The organism is Kluyvera sp. 142486, assembly GCF_046569695.1.
Classification (GTDB): domain Bacteria; phylum Pseudomonadota; class Gammaproteobacteria; order Enterobacterales; family Enterobacteriaceae; genus Kluyvera.
Map to the genome: position 1 here is coordinate 175,302 of NZ_JBKHUI010000007.1, position 21,600 is coordinate 196,901.

Genomic DNA, 21,600 nt, shown 5'->3' on the forward strand with positions numbered 1-21,600 from the left:
CAACATAACTATTAGCAGTTAACGACATCACGGTTTAATAGGGGAACGTATGAAAAAGACGGTTCTGGCTCTCTCTTTGCTGCTGGGTCTCAGCAGCGCCTCCAGCGTATTTGCCGCACTGCCACAGAGCATCCGCATTGGTACCGATACCACCTACGCACCGTTCTCATCGAAAGATGCCAAAGGCGATTTTATTGGCTTTGATATCGATCTGGGCAACGAAATGTGTAAACGCGCCAGCATCAAGTGCACCTGGGTTGGCAGCGATTTTGACGCGCTGATCCCGTCACTGAAGGCGAAGAAAATTGACGCGATTATCTCTTCGCTGTCGATCACCGAAAAGCGCCAGCAGGAGATTGCCTTCTCCAACAAGCTGTACGCGGCAGATTCCCGCCTGATTGCAGCCAAAGGTTCTTCGGTTAAACCGACGCTGGACGGTCTGAAGGGCAAGCACATCGGTGTGCTTCAGGGTTCAACGCAGGAAGCTTACGCCAATGAAAACTGGCGCAGCAAAGGCGTGGACGTGGTGGCCTATCAAAACCAGGATCTGATCTACGCCGACCTGGCCGCTGGCCGACTGGATGCGGCATTGCAGGATGAAGTCGCCGCCAGCGAAGGCTTCCTGAAACAGCCTGCCGGTAAAGATTTTGAGTTTGCTGGCCCGTCGGTAAAAGACAAGAAATACTTCGGTGACGGCACCGGTGTTGGGCTGCGTAAAGATGACGTAGAGCTGAAAGCGGCGTTCGATAAAGCGTTAGCGGAGCTGCGCGCGGACGGTACCTACGACAAGATGGCGAAGAAGTATTTTAACTTCAACGTCTACGGCGACTAACCGGTAGCATGTATCATCGTGGTGCATATATTTGTTCTTGCACCACGATGGTGCGTTTTTTGTTCGAAAGTTGCGCGAGGTTGCATAATTAAGCATTTTTAATGAGAAAAAAGCCAGCCTGAAGGGCAGAATGCTTTGCCTTGAAGGGCCGAAAGATGGCACGATAACTGCTCAGATTATTTCTAAAAAACACACAAGAATCACAGCTTGTAGAGGATGATATGAAAAAACTGGCGTTGTCTTTTTCTCTGGTATTAGCGCTTGCTTCTGCATCAAGCGCATTTGCAGCAATCCCGCAAAAAGTGCGTATCGGTACTGACCCAACGTATGCACCGTTCGAATCAAAGAATGCGCAGGGTGAATTAGTGGGTTTCGACATTGATCTGGCAAAAGAGCTGTGTAAGCGCATCCAGGCACAATGTACCTTCGTAGAAAACCCGCTGGACGCCCTGATCCCCTCGCTGAAAGCGAAGAAAATCGATGCCATCATGTCCTCGCTGTCGATCACTGAAAAACGTCAGCAGGAAATCGCCTTTACCGACAAACTCTATGCTGCTGACTCCCGTCTGGTAGTAAAAAAAGGTGCTCCAATTACGCCGGACCTCGCCACGCTGAAAGGCAAGCGCGTGGGCGTACTGCAGGGCACCACTCAGGAGACGTACGGTAACGAACACTGGGCGCCGAAGGGTATTGAAATTGTCTCTTATCAGGGGCAGGACAATATCTACTCTGACCTGACCGCTGGTCGTATTGATGCAGCGTTCCAGGACGAAGTGGCGGCAAGTGAAGGTTTCCTGAAACAGCCTATCGGTAAAGACTACCAGTTCGGCGGCCCGTCCATTAAAGACGTGAAGCTGTTCGGTGTGGGTACCGGTATGGGTCTGCGTAAAGACGACACCGAGCTGCTGAACGCGCTGAACAAAGCGTTTGCTGATATGCGTGCCGACGGCACCTACGACAAGCTGGCGAAGAAGTACTTCGATTTTAACGTTTACGGCGAGTAATCATCACGAGTAACCCACCGTTTTGCACGCACAAAACGGTGGGCGTAAAGACAGGACTGGCAGCATGCTGTACGGGTTTTCACAGGTAATTTTTCAGGGCGCTCTTGTCACCCTTGAGCTGGCTATCAGCTCAGTGGTTCTTGCCGTGCTTATTGGTCTGGTGGGCGCGGGAGCAAAGCTCTCCCGAAATCGCGTACTGGCGTTAATTTTTGAGGGCTACACCACGCTGATTCGTGGCGTACCCGATTTGGTGCTGATGCTGCTGATTTTCTACGGGCTGCAGATGGCGCTCAACGTGCTGACCGACGCGCTCGGGCTGGCGCAGTTTGATATCGATCCGATGATCGCCGGTATCATCACCCTTGGTTTTATCTACGGCGCTTATTTCACCGAAACCTTCCGCGGTGCGTTTATGGCGGTGCCTAAAGGTCATATCGAAGCCGCGACGGCTTTTGGCTTCACCGGCGCACAAACCTTCCGGCGTATTCTGTTCCCCGCGATGATGCGCTATGCGCTGCCGGGTATTGGCAATAACTGGCAGGTTATCCTCAAAGCGACCGCGCTGGTCTCGCTGCTGGGTCTGGAAGACGTGGTCAAAGCGACCCAACTTGCCGGTAAAAGCACCTGGGAACCGTTCTACTTCGCCATCGTCTGTGGCTTGATTTATCTGCTATTTACTACCGTTTCCAATGGCGTGTTGCTGCTGCTCGAACGCCGCTACTCCGTGGGCGTGAAGAGGGCTGACCTGTGATTGAGATCATTCAGGAGTATTGGAAATCGCTGCTGTGGACCGATGGCTATCGCTTTACCGGCGTCGCGATTACCCTCTGGCTGCTGGTGCTGTCGGTGGTGATGGGCGGCGTGTTGGCGCTGTTTCTGGCCATTGCCCGCGTCTCCAGCAATAAATACATCAAATTCCCGGTGTGGCTATTTACCTATATTTTCCGCGGTACGCCGCTCTATGTGCAGCTGCTGGTGTTCTATTCCGGCATGTATACGCTGGAAATCGTCAAAGGCACGGAGCTGTTAAACGCCTTCTTCCGCAGCGGCCTGAACTGTACGGTGCTGGCGCTGACGCTCAATACCTGCGCTTACACCACCGAGATTTTTGCCGGGGCGATTCGCTCGGTTCCGGCGGGAGAAGTGGAAGCAGCGCGCGCCTATGGTTTCTCGTCGTTTAAGCTTTATCGCTGCATCATTCTGCCATCGGCGCTGCGCATTGCGCTGCCGGCCTACAGTAATGAAGTTATCCTGATGCTGCATTCAACGGCGCTGGCATTTACCGCCACCGTGCCTGACTTGCTGAAGATTGCGCGCGATATTAACTCGGCTACCTATCAACCCTTTACCGCCTTCGGCATTGCGGCGGTGCTCTATTTGGCTATCTCTTATGTACTGATTAGCCTGTTCCGCAAAGCGGAAAAGCGCTGGTTACAGCACATGAAACCGTCTTCTACGCACTGAGAATATGATGTCTGATAAAAAACTAAACGTAATCGACCTGCACAAACGCTATGGCGAGCACGAGGTGCTGAAGGGCGTATCGCTGAAGGCAAACGCCGGGGATGTGATCAGCATCATCGGCTCTTCCGGTTCCGGTAAGAGTACCTTTTTGCGCTGCATTAACTTCCTTGAGAAGCCAAGCGAAGGCACCATTATCGTTAACGGTGAGAACATTGGCCTGGTCCGCGATAGCGACGGTCAGCTGAAGGTGGCGGATAAAAACCAGCTTCGCCTGCTGCGCACGCGCCTGACGATGGTGTTTCAGCACTTCAACCTGTGGAGCCACATGACGGTGCTGGAAAACGTGATGGAAGCGCCGATTCAGGTGCTGGGCTTGAGCAAGCAGGAAGCGCGCGATCGCGCGGTGAAGTACCTGGCAAAAGTAGGCATCGACGAGCGCCAGCAGAGTAAATACCCGGTGCATTTGTCCGGTGGCCAGCAGCAGCGCGTTTCCATTGCCCGGGCGCTGGCGATGGAGCCGGAGGTGCTGTTATTTGATGAGCCGACCTCCGCGCTTGACCCTGAGCTGGTGGGCGAGGTGCTGCGCATTATGCAGAAGCTGGCGGAAGAGGGAAAAACCATGGTGGTGGTGACCCACGAAATGGGCTTTGCTCGCCATGTTTCATCGCACGTGATTTTCCTGCATCAGGGCAAAATTGAGGAAGAAGGTAACCCGGAAGAGCTGTTTGGCAATCCGAAGAGCCCGCGTCTGCAGCAGTTCCTGAGCGGTGCATTAAAGTAAGTTTCACTCGCCCTCACGCATGCGTGGGGGCATTTTCCCGCCGGTAAACCCAGTCATCGTAATCCTTACCGTTCAGCCTATAGGCTTTGGTCAGTACCTGTGTGCGGATAAAACCGTGCTTTTCCAGTAGCCTTGCCGAACCTTGATTATCGCCCAGTACCCAGGCATTAATGGCCCATAGGCCAAGCTGTTGAAAGCCATAATCGCATATTGCACCGAGCGCCTCGCTGGCAAACCCTTTGCCCTGCGCCTCTGGCAGCAGCGCATAGCCAACATCCGCCTCATGGGGATTTTTACTGCTGATCTGCAGCCCAATATCGCCAAGCGGCGTACCGTTTTCATCGCGGATAACAAAGATCGCAGGGGAGTCGCAGCGTAGGGCAAAAATTGCACGTATTGCCGCCTCGTCAAGCACCTCCCCCATAAACTGCATCACCTCATGATTTTGTCGCAGATGAAGAAAGAAGGGCCAGTCACTGTCATTAAAGGGAGAAAGCTGTAGTCGCCGGGTGATGAGGGTTGCCATTTTCCTATGCCATTAAGCAAAATCTGAGGCCGTACTTTAGCACCGCAGGCGGCGTAATGGCATGGAATTAGCCGTTGAGAACGGTAGTGCGTTCCAGACGCTGGAAATAGTGCAACACCGTTTGGCTCTCCTGAGAAGCGCGAAGCTGTAGCGCCAGATTGAGGCTATCCAGCGTGCGGGCATGCGCGACCATTGGTGAGTTCTCGTCAATGCGCTCCTCCGTTACCAGCCATTCCACGACAGTTTGCCAGCGCCAGAGTGGGGAATTGCCCTTCACACGCTGGATAGGCGCTGGAAACTGACCTGTGCCGCGCGCACCGTCTTTAAGCAGCGAAATAGCCTGGCGGGAAACGCCGGTCAGTTCGGCAATATCACTGAGCCCGACGAGGGTCGAATCGACCGACTCTACCCTCGCATTGAGCGATGGCGCAGATTCAATATCCCGAATGGCACAAAGAATGGCCTGCTCTAAGGTGTCGCTTTCCCTGTCGAAATCAAGATAGACCGCCGTTCCGTAGAAGCAGATCAGCGCATCAGCGCAATGCGCGTGATACAGCGCCTCTTCAAGGCCCGGAGTGCTGCGACTGACCCCGGAAAGCGTTAGCGTGAAGTTGAATAACGGCATTTTGTTTCTCCCTTGCTCTACGAATGTTTGGGCTGGCAGCGGTCGACCATGCGTTTAATTTGCCGTGCGTGGTGCAACGGAACGGCTGGGGTCGACCATATGCTCATCATATGATCCCGATGTTCGGCCGTACCGCACTGTAAGCGGCCAAAACAGTGGGCGCTTTTACCGCTGGCGATGAACAACCAGCCTCGCCTTAGCACGTAATCAATGGCTGCCCTGATATGTTTATCTGGAAGTTCCTTCATCAATGTGTCCCGTAGAGTATTGATACTGTGTTGACGGTTGTCAATATTAAGTAGGCGCAATAAAGTCCGCAGGGGAGTTATGGCAAAGCGGGAGGTAACGCGTTGGAAGCGGCTTCACGTTTGTATCAGAGGGATAGGCGCTTGATGACGGAACTGCGTAGCGAATTCCAGAGGTGGGAAAAGCACGGTGATAGCCAGGCGCCATCACCGCCGTGTGGAGTATCAGTGGGCGAGAATATCGCCCAACGCTTCATCTAAATCGTACCAGCGAAATGCAAACCCGGCGGCTTCAAGCCGTTTGGGTAGCGCGCGCTGGCCGCCCAGCACCAGCACCGATGATTCGCCCATCAGCAAGCGTATAGCGGTGGCAGGGACGCGAAGAATGGCCGGGCGATTCAGCGCCTGACCCAGCGCGTGGGAGAACTGCTCGTTATGTACCGGGTAGGGCGAAACCAGATTAAACGGCCCGCGCAAATCATTATCCAGCAGCCAGAGAATACCGTTGACCATATCGTCGATATGGATCCACGCCATATACTGCCTGCCGTTGCCAATGGGGCCGCCAAGGCCTAGCCTGAACGGTGGCAGTAGTTTAGCGAGGATGCCGCCTTTTGGCGCCAGCACTACGCCGGTGCGCAGCAGACAGACGCGGGTGTATTCGCTTTGTGCCGTGCAGGCTATTTGCTCCCAGCGCGCGCACAGTTTATGGGTAAATTCGTTATGCGGTGGCTCCTCCTCCGTCACCACAACCTCGCCGAGGTCGCCGTAATAGCCGGTGGCCGAGCCAGAAATCAGGACCGAAGGGGGCGTCGCGCTCGCCTGAATTAAATCGCTAATTCGCTGGGTGATCCCCCAGCGGCTGTCGCACAGTTTCTGCTTTTGCTGCGCCGTCCAGCGCTTGTCGGCGATGGGTTCACCGGCAAGATTGATAACGGCGTCAATACCGTCGAGCGATGACATGTTCTGTAGCCCAGGCCACAGCTCAACGCGCGGGTCGAGCGTCTGGCGGGCTTTTTCCGGTGAGCGGGTCACCACGCAGACCGTGTGCCCGAGCGTCAGTAAACGCGGAATTAAATGGCGGCCAATCAGCCCAGTGCCGCCGGTAATCAGAATTTTCATGCCACCTCCCGAAGGGAGCGCTTAGCGTTGCCAGCTCAGGGTAATGGATACCGAATCGGCATAGCGCAGCGCGTGAACTTTATCGACCTCTACTTCAGCATAAGTGACCCAGTGATGTTCGCGTGCGATATCGAGCACATCCTGAGTTAATTTTTCCAGTAAAGAGAAGCGGTTATTCTCAACGTGACGAATAATGCTCTTGGTAATGGTGCGATAGTTCAGCGCATCGTTAATATCTTCGCTGTTGCGTGACTTTTCCGCCGGGTAGCGAATTTCAAGATTGATAACCACGTCCTGGCGGTTGGCAATCTCCTCTTCCTTAATGCCGATAAACGTACGCAGGCGTAAATTTTTGATGCGAATGATGGCGTCAGACTGAGGCATTGCAGGTGTTCTCCGTAATTTTTGTTTTCCTGTTCATCATACACTAAAGCATCTTTATCGCGGCAGGGTCTGGCGCGCGTTCAGTTCGTGCGCCAGTTCAACAAACGCACGCAGCGCGGGCAGCACATGTCGATGCCCCGGATAATAAAGACGCAGGCCGCCAAAGGTTGGGCACCACTCGTCCATTACGCTAACAAGCTTGCCGCTGTTGAGATCCTCCTGGACAAACCACTCTGAGATAAACGCCAGCCCCAACCCGGCTAGCGCCGAACGGTGAATTGCCTGCATCTCGCTGACGATAATCCGTGGTGGGACATTCACGGTAAACTTCTGCTGATGGTGCTCCAGTTCCCAGTGATAAACCCCGCCGTGGGACATGCGCATGCCGATGCTTTGATGTTGCTGGAGGTCATCGGGGGTACGCGGCTTGCCGTGACGCTCAAAGTAGTCCGGCGAGCCGACAATCAGCATCCGCGCATCCGGGGTCAGGGTGACGGCAATCATATCCTGGGGTACCGACTCGGCGAGGCGAATACCGGCGTCAAATCCCTCCGCCACAATGTCGATAAGCCGTGCCTCGGTGGCGATATCCAGGCGCATCTGCGGGTAGCGCTGCAGATAGGTATCAAACAGCCGGAACAGGAGCGAAACGCATTCGCGCGGGGCGTTGATGCGCAGCGTCCCCGTTGGGTTTCCCGGCTCGGAGGCAATCTCCTCGGCGGCGCGCTGAATTTCCGCCAGGGCCGGAGCGATGCGCGCCACGTAGCGCTGGCCCTGTTCCGTTAACGCGACGCTACGGGTGGTACGGTTAAAAAGCCGGACATTAAGCCGTGACTCCAGCCCGGCGACGGCGTTGCTGACGGCCGTCGCTGACATTCCCAGTTCGCGCGCAGCGGCGCGAAAGCTTTGCTGGCGGGTGACGGCAAGGACGATTTTAAGTTCGGTAAGGCCGCTGCGGTGCATGATTGTTCCGATTTTCGTGACAGGTTATCCATATTATACCCTCTTATCGTAACGATATAGCGCTCCTATACTGCACGACATCCCACGATGAGAGGACCGAATCATGCTGCACATCAACCAGATTTATATCAACGGCGAGTTTGTTACCCCACACGGCAGCGAGCTTTTTGACCTGTTTAACCCAGCAACCGAAGCGGTGATTGGCCAGGTACGACTGGCGGATGAAGAGGACACCCAGCGCGCCATTGCCGCTGCGAAAGCCGCGTTTCCTGCCTGGTCGAAGACCTCTCGTGAAGAGCGCATTGCAGTGCTGGAGAGAATGTATCTGGCCGTACAGGCGCGAGAAGCGGATCTGCTGGAAGCGCTTATCACCGAGTACGGCGCGCCATCGGCACGCGCACACTGGATGGCAGCCTGGCCGGCGCAGACCATTCGCTGTGCCATCGATGCGCTTAAATCATTTAGCTTTGAAGAGCGGGTAGGCCGAGCCAAAGTGGTGATGACGCCGGTCGGTGTCGCCGGGCTGATTACCCCATGGAACAGCGATGCTGGTTTTATCTGCAATAAGCTCGCGACCGCGATGGCTTCTGGCTGTACTGCGGTTATCAAACCAAGCGAAATGAGCGCCTGGCAGACGCAAATTGTGACCGAAGCGCTGCACGCCGCGCAGATTCCAGCGGGTGTATTTAACATTGTCACCGGGCGGGGCGAGGTGGTGGGTGACACCATCAATCACCATCCCGACATCGCCAAAATCTCCTTTACCGGATCGACGGCTGTGGGGAAACATATTGTGGAAAGCGGCGCCCGCACGCTCAAACGCGTGACGCTGGAACTCGGCGGCAAATCACCGACGGTGATCCTTGACGATGCGGATGTGAACACCGCGGTACAACTGGCGCTGGAAGCTGGGTTTATGAATAGCGGGCAGGCATGTATTGCCGGAACGCGCATTCTGGTGCCAGCCACTCGTCAGGCTGAGTTCGAACAGGCGTTCTCTGCTGCCGTTGCCAGGTTCACCGCCGGCAACCCCCGAGATAGCCAGACGGTGATTGGCCCGATGGTCAGCCAGAAACAGTGGCAGCGCGTGCAGGGTTATATTCAGTTGGGGCAGCAGGAAGGGGCGCGAATCCTGGTTGGCGGAGAAGGGCGCGTCGCGGGACAAGAGAAGGGCTGGTACGTGAAGCCGACCATTTTTACCGATGTGACCAACCAGATGCGTATCGCCCGCGAAGAGATCTTCGGGCCGGTGCTGGTTATTATCCCTTACCGCGACGAGGCCGAAGCGTTGGCGATTGCTAACGATACCGATTATGGCCTCAACGCCATGGTGCTAAGCGGTTCTCGCGAGCGTGGTGAAGCGCTGGCTATGCAGATTGAATCCGGCCGCGTGATGGTCAATACGCTTGAACATGAGCCGCTGGCGCCGTTTGGCGGCGTGAAGCAGTCGGGTTTGGGCCGTGAGATGGGCAAATGGGGGATGCAGGCCTATCTGGAGCCGAAAACGCTGGTGGTCGGCTGATTGCAAAATCCTCATGTTGCGGGCAAGTGACATCGCCCGCCAGACAGGCTATGTTGACTGCATGTTGGATGGACGCGTTCTGCGTCCATCGTTCGTGCATCTCCTGCCCGTGATTGAGGACGCTATGAGCCAGCCTGTGATAACGCTTTGGTCTGATTCCGATTTTTTCTCGCCCTACGTGATGTCCGTCTACGTTGCCCTGCAGGAAAAGGGGCTGCCGTTTACCCTCAAAACCGTCAATCTTGGCCTTGGCGAACATCTCCAGCCGGGCTGGCGCGGTTACTCTGCTACCCGTCGCGTGCCGCTGCTGGATGTTGATGGCTTCGAGCTCAGCGAATCCTCCGCGATTACCGAATATCTTGATGAACGCTTTGCGCCGCCGGAGTGGGAGCGTTTGTACCCTCACGACCTGCAAAAACGCGCCCGCGCGCGCCAGATTCAGGCGTGGCTACGCAGCGATCTGATGCCCATTCGCGAAGAGCGATCCACGGCGGTGATTTTCGCCGGAGAGAAAAAAGCACCTTTGACCGAAGCAGGACGCAAAAGCGCGGCTAAACTGTTTGACACTGCCAGTGCATTACTGGCCGACGGTCGGCCTAATTTGTTCGGTGAGTGGTGTCTTGCCGATACAGACCTGGCGCTAATGATTAATCGCCTGGTGCTGAACGGCGACGATGTTCCGGAACGTCTCGCCGACTACGCTACGTTCCAGTGGCAGCGGGCTTCCGTGCAGCGCTATGTTGCACTTTCGGCAAAACGCACAGGCTGAAAAAAGTGTGGAAATCCATTATGATGGCAAGGTTATCATTGTGGGGAATTGACTCATGAAACTGATGTTTGCATCGGATATTCACGGCTCGCTACCGGCCACCGAAAGCGTGCTAGCGCGGTTTGCCGAGAGCGGCGCGCGCTGGCTGATTATTCTGGGTGATGTGCTTAACCACGGGCCGCGCAATGCGTTACCGGAAGGCTATGACCCGGCACAGGTGGCAGAGCGGCTGAACACCATAGCCGATCGCATTATTGCGGTGCGCGGCAACTGCGATAGCGAAGTTGACCAGATGCTGCTTACGTTTCCCATTACCGTATCCTGGCAGCAGGTACTCACCGATTCACAGCGCCTGTTTCTGACCCACGGCCATCTTTATCATCCTGATAATCTGCCGCCGCTGTCGGCTGGAGACGTGCTGGCGTATGGTCATACCCACCTGCCGGTGGCAGAAAAACGCGGCGATATATTCTTATTTAACCCCGGTTCGGTTAGCATTCCCAAAGGCGGTTTTGCCGCAAGCTATGGGATGCTTGACGAGGGTAGGCTGCAGGTTTTCGCACTCAATGATCAACAGGTTATTGCAGAGGTTGCCATTAACCCGTAAGTTACCCATCAATCATAAAACGCGCCGTAAGAGCGCTTTCAATTTAAGGTTTACGGATGGTCGAGCAGAATCATTTGGCAAGCACGGAATGGGTCGATATTGTCAACGAAGACAATGAGGTCATCGCGCAAGCGAGCCGTGAGCAGATGCGCGCGCAGTGTCTGCGGCACCGGGCAACCTATATCGTCGTCCACGACGGTATGGGCAACATTCTGGTGCAGCGCCGTACGGAGACGAAAGACTATCAGCCGGGTAAGCTGGACGCCACCGCTGGGGGTGTTGTTCAGGCTGACGAACCGCTGCTGGAGTCTGCTCGCCGTGAAGCGGAAGAAGAGTTGGGTATCGCTGGCGTACCGTTTGCCGATCACGGGCAGTTTTACTTTGAAGATAAGAACTGTCGCGTCTGGGGAAGCCTGTTCAGCTGCGTTTCTCACGGGCCGTTTGCGCTGCAGGAAGAAGAGGTGAGCGAAGTTCGCTGGATGACGCCGGAAGAGATCACCGCGCGCTGCGATGAGTTTACTGACGACTCGCTGAAGGCGCTGGCGCTGTGGATGACCCGCAATGCCAACAACGAAGCCCACGTTGAAGAAGAAGCGGAATAAGCGCGACTAAACGACAGATATAAAAAATCCGGAGCGGTTTCCCGTCTCCGGATTTTTTTTGCCTTTAAACCGCCCGCGAACGGGCGGAATAAGGATTACTGCTGCTGTGAAGACTGGATCGCGGTCAGAGCGATGGTGTAGACGATATCGTCTACCAGCGCGCCACGAGACAGATCGTTCACCGGCTTGCGCATACCCTGCAGCATCGGCCCGATGGAGATCAGGTCGGCAGAACGCTGTACCGCTTTGTAGGTGGTGTTACCGGTGTTCAGATCTGGGAAGATGAACACGGTAGCGCGACCTGCAACCGGAGAGTTCGGTGCTTTGGATTTCGCAACGTCAGCCATAACCGCGGCGTCGTACTGCAGCGGGCCGTCGATCATCAGGTCAGGACGTTTTTCCTGCGCCAGACGAGTCGCTTCGCGTACTTTCTCTACGTCGCTACCTGCACCAGAGGTACCGGTGGAGTAGGAGAGCATCGCAACGCGTGGTTCGATACCGAAGGCAATCGCGGATTCAGCGGACTGAATAGCGATTTCTGCCAGCTGCTCTGCAGTTGGGTCCGGGTTGATCGCGCAGTCGCCGTAAACGTAAACCTGTTCTGGCAGCAGCATGAAGAACACGGAGGACACCAGAGAGCTGCCCGGCGCAGTTTTAATAAGCTGCAGCGGTGGACGAATGGTGTTCGCAGTGGTGTGAACGGCACCGGAAACCAGACCGTCAACGTCGTCTTGTTCCAGCATCAGGGTACCGAGAACCACGTTGTCTTCCAGCTGTTCGCGGGCAACGGTTTCGGTCATGCCTTTGTTCTTACGCAGTTCGACCAGGCGAGCAACGTAGCTTTCGCGAACCACTTCTGGGTCAACGATTTCAACGCCAGCGCCCAGTTCAACGCCCTGAGACGCTGCAACGCGGGTGATCTCGTCTGGGTTACCCAGCAGTACGCAGGTCGCAATACCGCGTTCAGCACAGATAGCAGCCGCTTTCACGGTACGTGGTTCGTCGCCTTCTGGCAGAACAACGCGTTTGCCCGCTTTACGTGCCAGCTCGGTCAGCTGGTAGCGGAACGCTGGTGGAGACAGACGACGGCTGTGTTCGGAAGTCGCGGTCAGGGAATCAATCCACTCTGGATTGATAAAGTTCGCCACGTATTCCTGAACTTTCTCGATGCGCTCGCGGTCATCAACTGGAACTTCCAGGTTGAAGCTCTGCAGGCTCAGAGAGGTCTGCCAGGTGTTGGTGTTCACCATGAATACCGGCAGGCCGGTTTCGAATGCACGTTCGCACAGCTTAGTGATGCGCGCGTCCATTTCGTAGCCGCCGGTCAGCAGCAGGGCACCGATTTCCACGCCGTTCATTGCTGCGAGGCAAGCGGCAACCAGAACGTCAGGACGGTCTGCGGAAGTTACCAGCAGGGAACCTGCACGGAAGTGCTCCAGCATGTGCGGGATGCTGCGTGCGCAGAAGGTGACGGATTTCACGCGGCGGGTGTTGATGTCGCCTTCGTTGATCACGGTCGCATTCAGGTGACGCGCCATATCGATAGCACGAGTGGCGATCAGATCGAAGCTCCATGGTACCGCGCCGAGAACAGGCAGGGTGCTGGAGGTTTTCAGCTGGTCGGCATCGATTTTAACGACTTTTGCTTTGGAAGAGTCGTCGAAGATCTCGGACAGATCCGGGCGAGTACGGCCCTGTTCATCAACCGGTGCGTTCAGTTTGTTAACGATAACGCCGGTGATGTTGGTGTTTTTCGCGCCACCGAAGCTGTTACGAGTCAGTTCAATACGCTCGTTCAGCTGTTCTGGGGTGTCGGTACCCTGAGACATGACGAAGACGATTTCCGCGTTCAGCGTTTTCGCAATTTCGTAGTTCAGAGACTGAGCAAACTGGTGTTTACGGGTTGGGACCAGGCCTTCAACCAGAACCACTTCAGCATCTTTGGTATTCGCGTGGTAGTTAGCGATGATCTCTTCCATCAGCACATCTTTCTGATTGCTGGAGAGCAGGGCTTCTACGTGGCTCATCTTCAGTGGTTCAGCTGCAGTCGTGGTAGATGAGTTCGCGCGAACGATAGTGGTAGTCTGGTCAGGCGCATCGCCACCGGTGCGTGGCTGAGCGATTGGCTTAAAGACGCTCAGACGAACGCCTTTGCGTTCCATAGCACGGATAACGCCAAGGCTGACGCTGGTCAGGCCGACGCTGGTTCCGGTAGGGATCAGCATAATAATACGGGACACGGTTTATCCTCTTTCGTTACCGCCAGTTTCAGGCGGGATACAAAACAGCACCGCCAGCTAAGCTGGCGGTGTGATATTAGGCAGTCAGACGGCTTGCGTCTTGTGCGATGACCAGTTCTTCGTTGGTCGGGATAACGATGGCAGGACGGGTGCCTTCTTTGTTGATGAAGCCAGACTTGCCGAAACGGGCAGCCAGGTTGCGTTCGTGATCAACTTCGAAGCCCAGAACGCCCAGTTTGCCCAGGGACAGTTCGCGAACCATTGCGGCGTTTTCACCGATACCACCGGTGAAGATAACCGCATCCAGACGACCTTCCATCAGTGCAGTGTAAGAACCGATGTATTTCGCCAGACGGTGGCAGTAAACGTCCATTGCACGTTTAGCGTCAGCTTTTTCTTTGTAGTTATCTTCTACATAACGGCAGTCGCTGGTCACTTCGGTCAGACCCAGCAGGCCAGACTCTTTAGTCAGCATCTTGTTGATCTGATCGATGCTCATGCCCAGAGTGTCATGCAGGTGGAAAATGATGGCTGGGTCGATGTCGCCAGAGCGAGTACCCATTACCAGACCTTCCAGTGGGGTCAGACCCATGGAGGTATCAACACATTTACCGTTACGGATAGCAGAAACAGAACCACCGTTGCCCAGGTGACAAGTGATGATGTTCACTTCTTCAACCGGCTTGTTCAGTACTTTAGCGGCTTCCTGAGTCACATAGAAGTGGCTGGTGCCGTGTGCGCCGTAGCGACGTACGCCGTGCTCTTTGTACAGGCTGTACGGCAGAGCATAAAGGTAAGATTCTTCCGGCATGGTCTGATGGAACGCGGTGTCGAACACAGCAACGTTCTTGTCTTTCAGGTTAGGGAAGGATTTCAGCGCTTCTGCGATACCGATCAGGTGAGCCGGGTTGTGCAGCGGAGCGAAGGACGCAGAGTCTTTGATACCCTGGATTACGGAATCGTCGATCACAACGGAGCTAGTGTACTTCTCGCCGCCGTGTACGATACGGTGGCCGATAGCGGTCAGCTGAGCAGACAGTTCTGGTTTTTGTGCCAGAATAGTATTAACGATGAAGTTCAGCGCTTCACTGTGAGCGGCGCCTGCACCTAAAGCGGCCTCTTGTTTACCGCCATCCATTTTCCACTTGATACGTGCTTCTGGAAGATGGAAACACTCGGCTAAACCAGAGAGGTATTCTTCACCGTTAACTGCATCAATGATGGCAAATTTCAGGGAGGAGCTACCGCAGTTCAGAACCAGTACTAACTTACTCGACATGGAAGTACCTATTTATGATACGTGGCTAAAAAAACGTCAATGAGTCATAAAGCGTAGCGCAGGATGACACCGACATTTATGATTAACATCATGCCCGAGACACTTTTCAGGCATGATCTAAGAAATACATATTGATTCTAAGTCATTTTGCATAATTTTCCGCCAATGGCAGAATATGCGATAATTTGAAGTGCTGGAGCGTATAGAATCGCGTTATCCCAAGCTGGCACAGAATACCCGATTGCAGGGTCTATGCCAAAATTTTTTGAACGATGTCATACTCAGTTGTTGTTTTAAAAAATATTTTAATTTTTATAGGTGAAGTTGAGGTAAGCCATGTCGACACCCGAGCAACGCCCGGTCAGTTTCTTCAGTTTGTTTAGCCGGGGGCAGTTTTATGCAAAGACGTGGCCGCTGGAAAAACGGCTCGCGCCGGTGTTTGTTGAAAACCGCGTCATCCGTGCAACGCGCCACGCCATCCGTCTGATGCCGCCGCTGGCTATCTTTACGCTGTGCTGGCAAATCGCTCTTGGCGGCCAGCTTGGCCCTGCGGTTGCTACCGCGCTGTTTGCGCTGAGCCTGCCAATGCAGGGGCTATGGTGGCTGGGTAAACGCTCGGTGACGCCGTTACCCCCTTCTATACTGCAGTGGTTTTATGAAGTGCGCGGCAAATTGCAGGAGTCGGGGCAGGCGCTGGCGCCGGTCGAAGGCAAGCCGGATTACCAGGCACTGGCTGACACGCTTAAGCGCGCCTTCAAACAACTGGATAAAACTTTCCTCGATGATTTGTAATTGAGGGCGAAAAACGCATATAAAAGAAGACACAATTATTGTGTCTTTTTTTATGCTGCAAAGCGCAACAGGAGTCGAAAAATGGAAATGACCCATGCTCAACGTCTGATTTTGTCTAACCAATACAAAATGATGACCATGCTTGATCCCGACAACGCTGAGCGCTACCGCCGCCTGCAGACCATCATCGAACGTGGTTATGGTTTACAGATGCGTGAACTGGATAGGGAATTTGGGGAACTCAAAGAAGAGACCTGTCGTATTGTTATCGACATCATGGAGATGTACCACGCGCTGCACGTCTCCTGGACTAACCTGAAAGACGCCAGCACCATCGACGAACGCCGCGTCACCTTCCTGGGCTTTGATGCCGCGACCGAAGCGCGTTTCCTCGGCTACGTTCGCTTTATGGTCAACATTGAAGGCCGTTACACCCACTTTGATGCCGGCACCCACGGCTTTAACGCGCAAACCCCAATGTGGGATAAATACCAGCGCATGCTGAACGTCTGGCACGGCTGCCCGCGCCAGTATCATCTGAGCAGCAACGAAATTAACCAAATAATCAACGCCTGATGGAGGCTTCCGTGCAGTGTCGAGGTTTCCTCTTTGATTTAGACGGCACGCTGGTTGACTCGCTGGCGGTGATTGAACGCTCCTGGCGCTTCTGGGCCGACAGCTACGGCGTTGACCCGGAAGCGGTGCTGGACTATATCCACGGCAAGCAGGCGATCACCACGCTGCGCCACTTTATGCCGGGTAAATCGGAAGCGGAAATTCAGGCGGAGTTCTTACGGCTGGAGCAGATAGAAGCGGGAGATCTTAACGGTATCCGCGCACTACCGGGCGCCGTTGAACTGCTGGAGTATCTGGAAGCCAACGCGATTCCGTGGGCGATTGTCACTTCGGGGTCGATTCCGGTGGCCTATGCGCGCCACCGCGCGGCCGGGCTTCCGCAGCCGAACGCCTTTGTGACCGCCGAGCAGGTGACGCGTGGTAAACCGCAGCCAGATGCCTATCTGCTGGGGGCTGAACAGTTGGCGCTGCCGCCCCAGGCATGCCTGGTGGTGGAAGATGCGCCCGCGGGCGTTCAGTCGGGCCTCGCGGCTGGCTGCCACGTGGCTGCCGTTAACGTGCCGCCGGAAACGCCGGAGCTGCTTGAGGTTGATTTTGTGCTCTCTACGCTATCGGCGCTTCGCGTTGAGAAGCTGCCGGATGGCACGGTGAACGTCACGCAGAATGCCTGATCTTATGATTTAGCCCCACACCGTTGGGGCTTTTTTCTGTCACTATGGTGAACGCCTTTTAGTTGATTCTCTAACCGCTTAATTGATGACAAGGAAATGTTGTGAACGGTGAACTGATTTGGGTGCTCTGTCTGTTAGCGATTGCGGTTGTGCTTTTTGCCACCGGTAAAGTCCGCATGGATGCGATCGCTTTGGGCATTATTGTCGCGTTTGTTCTCAGCGGTACATTGACGCTTAGCGAAGCGTTTTCTGGTTTTAGCGATCCTAACGTTATTCTGATTGCCGCACTGTTTATCATCGGCGATGGCCTGGTGCGAACCGGTGTGGCAACCAATATGGGCTCCTGGCTGGTGCAGGCCGCGGGCAGCAGCGAAACCAAAATGCTGGTTTTCCTGATGCTGACGGTGGCCGGGTTGGGGGCATTTATGAGCTCCACCGGGGTCGTGGCCATCTTCATTCCTGTGGTGCTCAGCGTCTCTGCGCGCATGAATATCTCTCCCTCTCGCCTGATGATGCCGCTCAGCTTCGCCGGGCTTATCAGCGGCATGATGACGCTGGTCGCCACGCCGCCAAACCTGGTTATCAACAGTGAGCTGATTCGTGAAGGGCTGGAAGGCTTTAGTTTCTTCAGCGTTACGCCGATTGGCCTTGTGGTGCTGGTGCTCGGCATCCTCTACATGCTGGTGATGCGTTTTATGCTGAAAGGCGATGATGGCAATACGTCGCGCGATGGCCGCAAACGCAGCACCTTCCGTGACCTGATCCGCGATTATCACCTTACCGGGCGCGCTCGTCGCCTGGCGATTCGCCCCGGCTCGCCGATGATTGGTCAGCGACTGGACGACATGAAGTTGCGCGAACGTTACGGGGCCAACATTATTGGCGTTGAACGCTGGCGTCGTTTCCGCCGGGTGATTGTGAACGTGAACGGGGTGTCGGAATTCCGTGCCCGCGACGTGCTGCTAATTGATATGTCGGCGGCGGAAATTGACCTGCGCCAGTTTTGCAGCGAGCAGATGCTGGAGCCGATGGTGCTGCGCGGTGAGTACTTCTCCGACCAGGCGCTGGACGTAGGGATGGCGGAGGTGTCGCTGATCCCGGAATCTGAACTGCTTGGAAAAAGCGTGCGTGAAATGGGCTTTCGTACCCGCTACGGCCTGAATGTGGTTGGCATGAAGCGCGATGGCGAGGCGCTGGACGGCTCGGTGGTTGATGAACCGCTGCAGTTGGGCGATATCGTGCTGGTGGTGGGCAACTGGAAGCTGATTAGCCAACTGGCGCAAAACGGCCGCGACTTCGTGGTGCTGAATCTGCCGGTGGAGGTGAGTGATGCCTCACCGGCGCACAGCCAGGCACCCCACGCCATCTTCTGCCTGGTGTTGATGGTTGCGCTGATGCTGACCGATGAAATTCCGAACCCGATTGCGGCGATTATTGCCTGCCTGCTGATGGGGAAATTCCGCTGTATCGACGCCCAGAGCGCCTACAAATCTATTCACTGGCCGAGTATTATTTTGATCGTCGGCATGATGCCGTTCGCGCTGGCGCTGCAAAAAACCGGCGGGGTTGACCTGGTGGTGAAAGGGCTGATGGATATCGGCGGCGGGCAGGGGCCATATCTGATGCTGGGCTGCCTGTTCGTGATGTGCGCAGCGATTGGCCTGTTTATCTCCAACACCGCCACGGCGGTGCTGATGGCGCCAATTGCGCTGGCGACGGCGAAATCGATGGGGGTATCACCCTATCCGTTTGCGATGATAGTGGCGATGGCCGCGTCCGCTGCGTTTATGACGCCGGTCTCTTCACCGGTGAATACGCTGGTGCTGGGGCCTGGGAAGTACAGCTTTAGCGACTTTGTGAAAATCGGCGTGCCGTTTACCGTGCTGGTGATGATTGTCTGCGTAGTGCTGGTGCCGATTTTGTTCCCGTTCTGATGCTTCTGGGCAGCACACGATGGTAGGCCCGATAAGCGTAGCGCCATCAGGCAGAATGGCGCACGGTGCCGGATGGCAGAATGGCGCACGGTGCCGGATGGCGACGTAAACGTCTTATCCGGCCTACAAACACAATATCGCGGGAACGACTACAGCGGCGAATCCTGGCTTATTTCATCGAGCGAAAGATGGAAGCTTGGCACAAACACCGCCATAAAATAGTCCATCTCTTCGCTGCGGCGTGAAGCCAGCGTTTTCTCCAGGCGGCCTTTCGCCAGCAGGAACTCATTGTTGCCCGCCGACAGTTCCTCCAGACACTTCAGATAGGCGCACAGCGCGTCAGCCTGTTTCACAATGGCTTTTTCTTCATCGCTGCTCTGATGCTCGTCGATAAGCGGCGCAAAAATATCGTGCAACTCTTCCGGCACCATATCGATAAGCTTCTGCTGGGCGATTTTCTCAATCGCTTTATATTCCTGCGCAATCTGCGAGTTGAAATACTTCACCGGTGTAGGTAAATCCCCGGTTAAGACTTCAGAGGCGTCGTGATACATCGCCAGCAGCGCAATACGTTCGGCGTTAACCTTACCGTTGAACTTACGGTTTTTAATGGCGGCGAGCGCGTGGGCGACCATCGCGACCTGCAGACTGTGTTCAGAGACGTTTTCGGTGCGCACGTTGCGCATCAGCGGCCAGCGGTTGATTAACTTGAGGCGGGAGAGGTGGGCAAAAAAATGACTCTGATTCATAACGACCCTTACGCGTTAACAACAGTAAAGGCATTGTGCGCAGAGATGGCCGCTGGATGCAAATACCAGCGGCCATAAGCAGCATCAGAGCTGGTGGTAACCCGACAGGAAACGACCAAAGCGGGTAATCGCCATCTCCAGATCATCTTCGCGCGGCAGGGTCACGATACGCACGTGATCCGGCCACGGCCAGTTAAAGGCGGTACCCTGAACCAACAGCACTTTCTCCTGCAGCAGGAAGTCCAGCACCATGCGCTGATCGTCATGGATGTTAAAGCGCTTAGCATCAATTTTCGGGAACATGTACAGCGCACCTTTCGGCTTCACGCAGGAGACGCCTGGGATCTCATTGATAAGCTCCCACGCGCGGTTGCGCTGTTCGTACAGGCGACCGCCCGGCGTGATGAATTCGCTGATGCTTTGATAGCCGCCCAGCGCGGTCTGAATAGCGTGCTGCGCTGGCACGTTGGCGCACAGGCGCATAGAGGCCAGCATTTCCAGCCCTTCAATATAGCCTTTGGCGTGTTTCTTCGGCCCGTTCAGCACCATCCAGCCCTGACGGAAACCGGCAACGCGATAGGTTTTGGACAGACCGTTAAAGGTAATGGTCAGCAGATCCGGTGCCAGCGCGGCGATCGAATGGTGCTGCGCTTCGTCATAGAGGATCTTGTCGTAGATTTCATCGGCGAAGATGATCAGGTTGTGCTCGCGGGCGATCTCAACAATCTCCAGCAGCAGCTCTTTGGAATAGACCGCGCCGGTCGGGTTGTTGGGGTTAATGATGACAATCCCGCGGGTGCGTGGCGTGATTTTAGCGCGAATATCGTCTAAGTCCGGGAACCAGTCGGCGGATTCGTCGCACAGGTAATGCACCGCTTTGCCGCTGGAGAGCGAAACGGCCGCGGTCCACAGGGGGTAATCCGGCGCGGGAACCAGCATTTCATCACCGCTGTTCAGCAGCGCCTGCATCGCCTGAACAATAAGCTCGGACACGCCGTTGCCGATATAAATATCTTCTACCGTCACGTCGCGCATGCCGCGCGCCTGGTAGTGCTGCATGATGGCTTTACGGGCGGAGTACAGCCCTTTGGAGTCGCAGTAGCCCTGGGCGGTAGGCAGGTTACGGATCACGTCAACCAGAATCTCATCCGGCGCGTCGAACCCGAAAGGTGCCGGGTTACCGATGTTAAGTTTAAGGACCTTATTGCCTTCTTCTTCAAGACGCTTCGCCTCTTTAAGAACTGGGCCACGAATGTCGTAACAGACGTTGTCTAACTTGCTGGATTTTTCAATGGGGGACATGAATCGTTGACCTTTTTAGCTGTTATTGCCACTCCCTGCCGTGGAAGTCAGCACGGAACAATGTACTCCGCATCCCCGGGGTTTTGAAGGGTTAACAGTAGAAGATTTTGTGCATCTTACGTTGCCGGTACATTGTTTTTTACTGCTTGATGCGGGCTATCATTGTGGGATGTTTTGTTAATTTATTGTTCAATAGTTTAAATCACTGTCTTTTGAGTGATGTATAGGTTTTACATCTGGTAAAAAGAAAGTGATTTAGCTTAGGTGCTAAGACCACTCGATATACTTTAAGCATTCTTCAACATTTTTAATTTTTAATTAAATAATGGCGAATAAGGATTAGGGATGATACTCATTTTTGTGAAGTTGATGTTAAGGATTGCTTATGATGAAAATTAATATTTTCTTATATTTTGAAAAGTAATGCCTGTGAATTGTTAGATTTCTTAAATTGTTTTGAATCTAAACCTTTTTCTTTATTGAGATAGAACTTATTTAAGGCTTATAAATCTTATGGTTTTCGGTTAATATGAGGATGAGCACCAGACTTTCATTAGCTGTTTTTGTTGATGATTATCAAAGCTGATTCCATAACTTGATGTTATTTATTG

At 54.6% G+C, this 21,600-nt stretch carries 23 protein-coding genes; 13 read left to right on the plus strand and 10 right to left on the minus strand.

The window, feature by feature from the left end:
- Nucleotides 1-49 precede the first annotated feature (49 nt).
- The 5 genes from argT (at nt 50) to hisP (ending at nt 4,081) form a co-directional block, all read left to right on the plus strand.
- Entirely contained in the window at nt 50-832 is a 783-nt protein-coding gene (gene argT / locus ACLGE8_RS10310) for a lysine/arginine/ornithine ABC transporter substrate-binding protein ArgT (protein WP_220439677.1), read from the plus strand.
- Between the two features lie 221 nt (nt 833-1,053).
- Nucleotides 1,054-1,836: a histidine ABC transporter substrate-binding protein HisJ gene (hisJ, locus tag ACLGE8_RS10315; RefSeq protein ID WP_410998351.1), complete on the plus strand. Its 783-nt coding sequence runs from the start codon at nt 1,054-1,056 to the stop codon at nt 1,834-1,836.
- A 64-nt stretch (nt 1,837-1,900) separates the two neighbouring features.
- Nucleotides 1,901-2,587 (plus strand): histidine ABC transporter permease HisQ, encoded by a 687-nt coding sequence (locus tag ACLGE8_RS10320; RefSeq protein ID WP_185666789.1) that lies wholly within the window; start codon nt 1,901-1,903, stop codon nt 2,585-2,587.
- Entirely contained in the window at nt 2,584-3,300 is a 717-nt protein-coding gene (locus ACLGE8_RS10325; RefSeq protein WP_333494409.1) for an ABC transporter permease, read from the plus strand. Before ACLGE8_RS10320 ends, ACLGE8_RS10325 begins: the two co-directional genes overlap by 4 nt.
- A 7-nt stretch (nt 3,301-3,307) precedes the next feature.
- Nucleotides 3,308-4,081 (plus strand): histidine ABC transporter ATP-binding protein HisP, encoded by a 774-nt coding sequence (gene hisP / locus ACLGE8_RS10330; RefSeq protein ID WP_410998353.1) that lies wholly within the window; start codon nt 3,308-3,310, stop codon nt 4,079-4,081.
- Nucleotides 4,082-4,094: 13 nt separating this feature from the next.
- On the opposite strand, the gene ACLGE8_RS10335 is transcribed toward hisP, so the two are convergent.
- From ACLGE8_RS10335 to ACLGE8_RS10360, 6 genes are all read right to left on the minus strand, one after another.
- The gene (locus ACLGE8_RS10335) at nt 4,095-4,607 is read right to left on the minus strand and encodes a GNAT family N-acetyltransferase (RefSeq protein ID WP_410998355.1); all 513 of its coding nucleotides are present in this window, start codon (nt 4,605-4,607) and stop codon (nt 4,095-4,097) included.
- A gap of 67 nt (nt 4,608-4,674) precedes the next feature.
- Nucleotides 4,675-5,232 carry a helix-turn-helix transcriptional regulator gene (locus tag ACLGE8_RS10340; protein ID WP_410998357.1) on the minus strand — a complete coding sequence of 186 codons (558 nt, stop codon included), beginning with the start codon at nt 5,230-5,232 and terminating at the stop codon, nt 4,675-4,677.
- Between the two features lie 17 nt (nt 5,233-5,249).
- The gene (locus ACLGE8_RS10345; protein ID WP_410998359.1) at nt 5,250-5,480 is read right to left on the minus strand and encodes a hypothetical protein; all 231 of its coding nucleotides are present in this window, start codon (nt 5,478-5,480) and stop codon (nt 5,250-5,252) included.
- A gap of 222 nt (nt 5,481-5,702) precedes the next feature.
- Nucleotides 5,703-6,599 carry a TIGR01777 family oxidoreductase gene (locus ACLGE8_RS10350; RefSeq protein WP_410998361.1) on the minus strand — a complete coding sequence of 299 codons (897 nt, stop codon included), beginning with the start codon at nt 6,597-6,599 and terminating at the stop codon, nt 5,703-5,705.
- A 21-nt stretch (nt 6,600-6,620) separates the two neighbouring features.
- Nucleotides 6,621-6,983: a dihydroneopterin triphosphate 2'-epimerase gene (gene folX, locus ACLGE8_RS10355; RefSeq protein WP_410998363.1), complete on the minus strand. Its 363-nt coding sequence runs from the start codon at nt 6,981-6,983 to the stop codon at nt 6,621-6,623.
- 54 nt (nt 6,984-7,037) lie between these two features.
- Nucleotides 7,038-7,946 carry a LysR family transcriptional regulator gene (locus tag ACLGE8_RS10360; protein WP_410998365.1) on the minus strand — a complete coding sequence of 303 codons (909 nt, stop codon included), beginning with the start codon at nt 7,944-7,946 and terminating at the stop codon, nt 7,038-7,040.
- A gap of 103 nt (nt 7,947-8,049) precedes the next feature.
- Between ACLGE8_RS10360 and ACLGE8_RS10365 the strand changes: the two genes are divergently transcribed.
- From ACLGE8_RS10365 to yfcD, 4 genes are all read left to right on the plus strand, one after another.
- Nucleotides 8,050-9,468, plus strand: a complete 1,419-nt coding sequence (locus tag ACLGE8_RS10365) for an aldehyde dehydrogenase family protein (RefSeq protein WP_410998367.1) — start codon at nt 8,050-8,052, stop codon at nt 9,466-9,468.
- Between the two features lie 124 nt (nt 9,469-9,592).
- Nucleotides 9,593-10,237, plus strand: a complete 645-nt coding sequence (yfcF, locus tag ACLGE8_RS10370; protein ID WP_410998369.1) for a glutathione transferase — start codon at nt 9,593-9,595, stop codon at nt 10,235-10,237.
- A gap of 55 nt (nt 10,238-10,292) precedes the next feature.
- Complete coding sequence (gene yfcE, locus ACLGE8_RS10375; RefSeq protein ID WP_410998370.1) at nt 10,293-10,844, plus strand: phosphodiesterase; 552 nt, start codon at nt 10,293-10,295, stop codon at nt 10,842-10,844.
- Between the two features lie 56 nt (nt 10,845-10,900).
- The gene (gene yfcD / locus ACLGE8_RS10380; RefSeq protein ID WP_333494418.1) at nt 10,901-11,446 is read left to right on the plus strand and encodes an NUDIX hydrolase YfcD; all 546 of its coding nucleotides are present in this window, start codon (nt 10,901-10,903) and stop codon (nt 11,444-11,446) included.
- A gap of 95 nt (nt 11,447-11,541) precedes the next feature.
- On the opposite strand, the gene pta is transcribed toward yfcD, so the two are convergent.
- Nucleotides 11,542-13,686, minus strand: a complete 2,145-nt coding sequence (gene pta, locus ACLGE8_RS10385; protein ID WP_185666802.1) for a phosphate acetyltransferase — start codon at nt 13,684-13,686, stop codon at nt 11,542-11,544.
- 76 nt (nt 13,687-13,762) lie between these two features.
- A complete protein-coding gene (gene ackA, locus ACLGE8_RS10390) occupies nt 13,763-14,965 on the minus strand; it encodes an acetate kinase (RefSeq protein ID WP_035892493.1) in 1,203 nt (400 codons plus the stop codon).
- Nucleotides 14,966-15,301: 336 nt separating this feature from the next.
- Between ackA and yfbV the strand changes: the two genes are divergently transcribed.
- The 4 genes from yfbV to ACLGE8_RS10410 all read left to right on the plus strand — a co-directional run bounded on the left by yfbV (nt 15,302) and on the right by ACLGE8_RS10410 (nt 18,938).
- Nucleotides 15,302-15,757, plus strand: a complete 456-nt coding sequence (gene yfbV, locus ACLGE8_RS10395) for a terminus macrodomain insulation protein YfbV (RefSeq protein WP_333497828.1) — start codon at nt 15,302-15,304, stop codon at nt 15,755-15,757.
- An 81-nt stretch (nt 15,758-15,838) separates the two neighbouring features.
- The gene (locus tag ACLGE8_RS10400) at nt 15,839-16,333 is read left to right on the plus strand and encodes a YfbU family protein (RefSeq protein ID WP_410998371.1); all 495 of its coding nucleotides are present in this window, start codon (nt 15,839-15,841) and stop codon (nt 16,331-16,333) included.
- Nucleotides 16,333-17,004 carry a sugar phosphatase gene (locus ACLGE8_RS10405; protein ID WP_410998372.1) on the plus strand — a complete coding sequence of 224 codons (672 nt, stop codon included), beginning with the start codon at nt 16,333-16,335 and terminating at the stop codon, nt 17,002-17,004. The genes ACLGE8_RS10400 and ACLGE8_RS10405 overlap by 1 nt, the downstream gene beginning before the upstream one ends.
- A 101-nt stretch (nt 17,005-17,105) precedes the next feature.
- Nucleotides 17,106-18,938 (plus strand): SLC13 family permease, encoded by a 1,833-nt coding sequence (locus tag ACLGE8_RS10410; RefSeq protein WP_410998373.1) that lies wholly within the window; start codon nt 17,106-17,108, stop codon nt 18,936-18,938.
- A 149-nt stretch (nt 18,939-19,087) separates the two neighbouring features.
- Here ACLGE8_RS10410 and yfbR read toward each other — a convergent pair whose 3' ends face one another.
- Nucleotides 19,088-19,687, minus strand: a complete 600-nt coding sequence (yfbR, locus tag ACLGE8_RS10415) for a 5'-deoxynucleotidase (protein ID WP_410998374.1) — start codon at nt 19,685-19,687, stop codon at nt 19,088-19,090.
- An 84-nt stretch (nt 19,688-19,771) separates the two neighbouring features.
- Nucleotides 19,772-20,989 carry an alanine transaminase AlaA gene (gene alaA / locus ACLGE8_RS10420; protein ID WP_185666808.1) on the minus strand — a complete coding sequence of 406 codons (1,218 nt, stop codon included), beginning with the start codon at nt 20,987-20,989 and terminating at the stop codon, nt 19,772-19,774.
- Nucleotides 20,990-21,600: the final 611 nt, after the last annotated feature.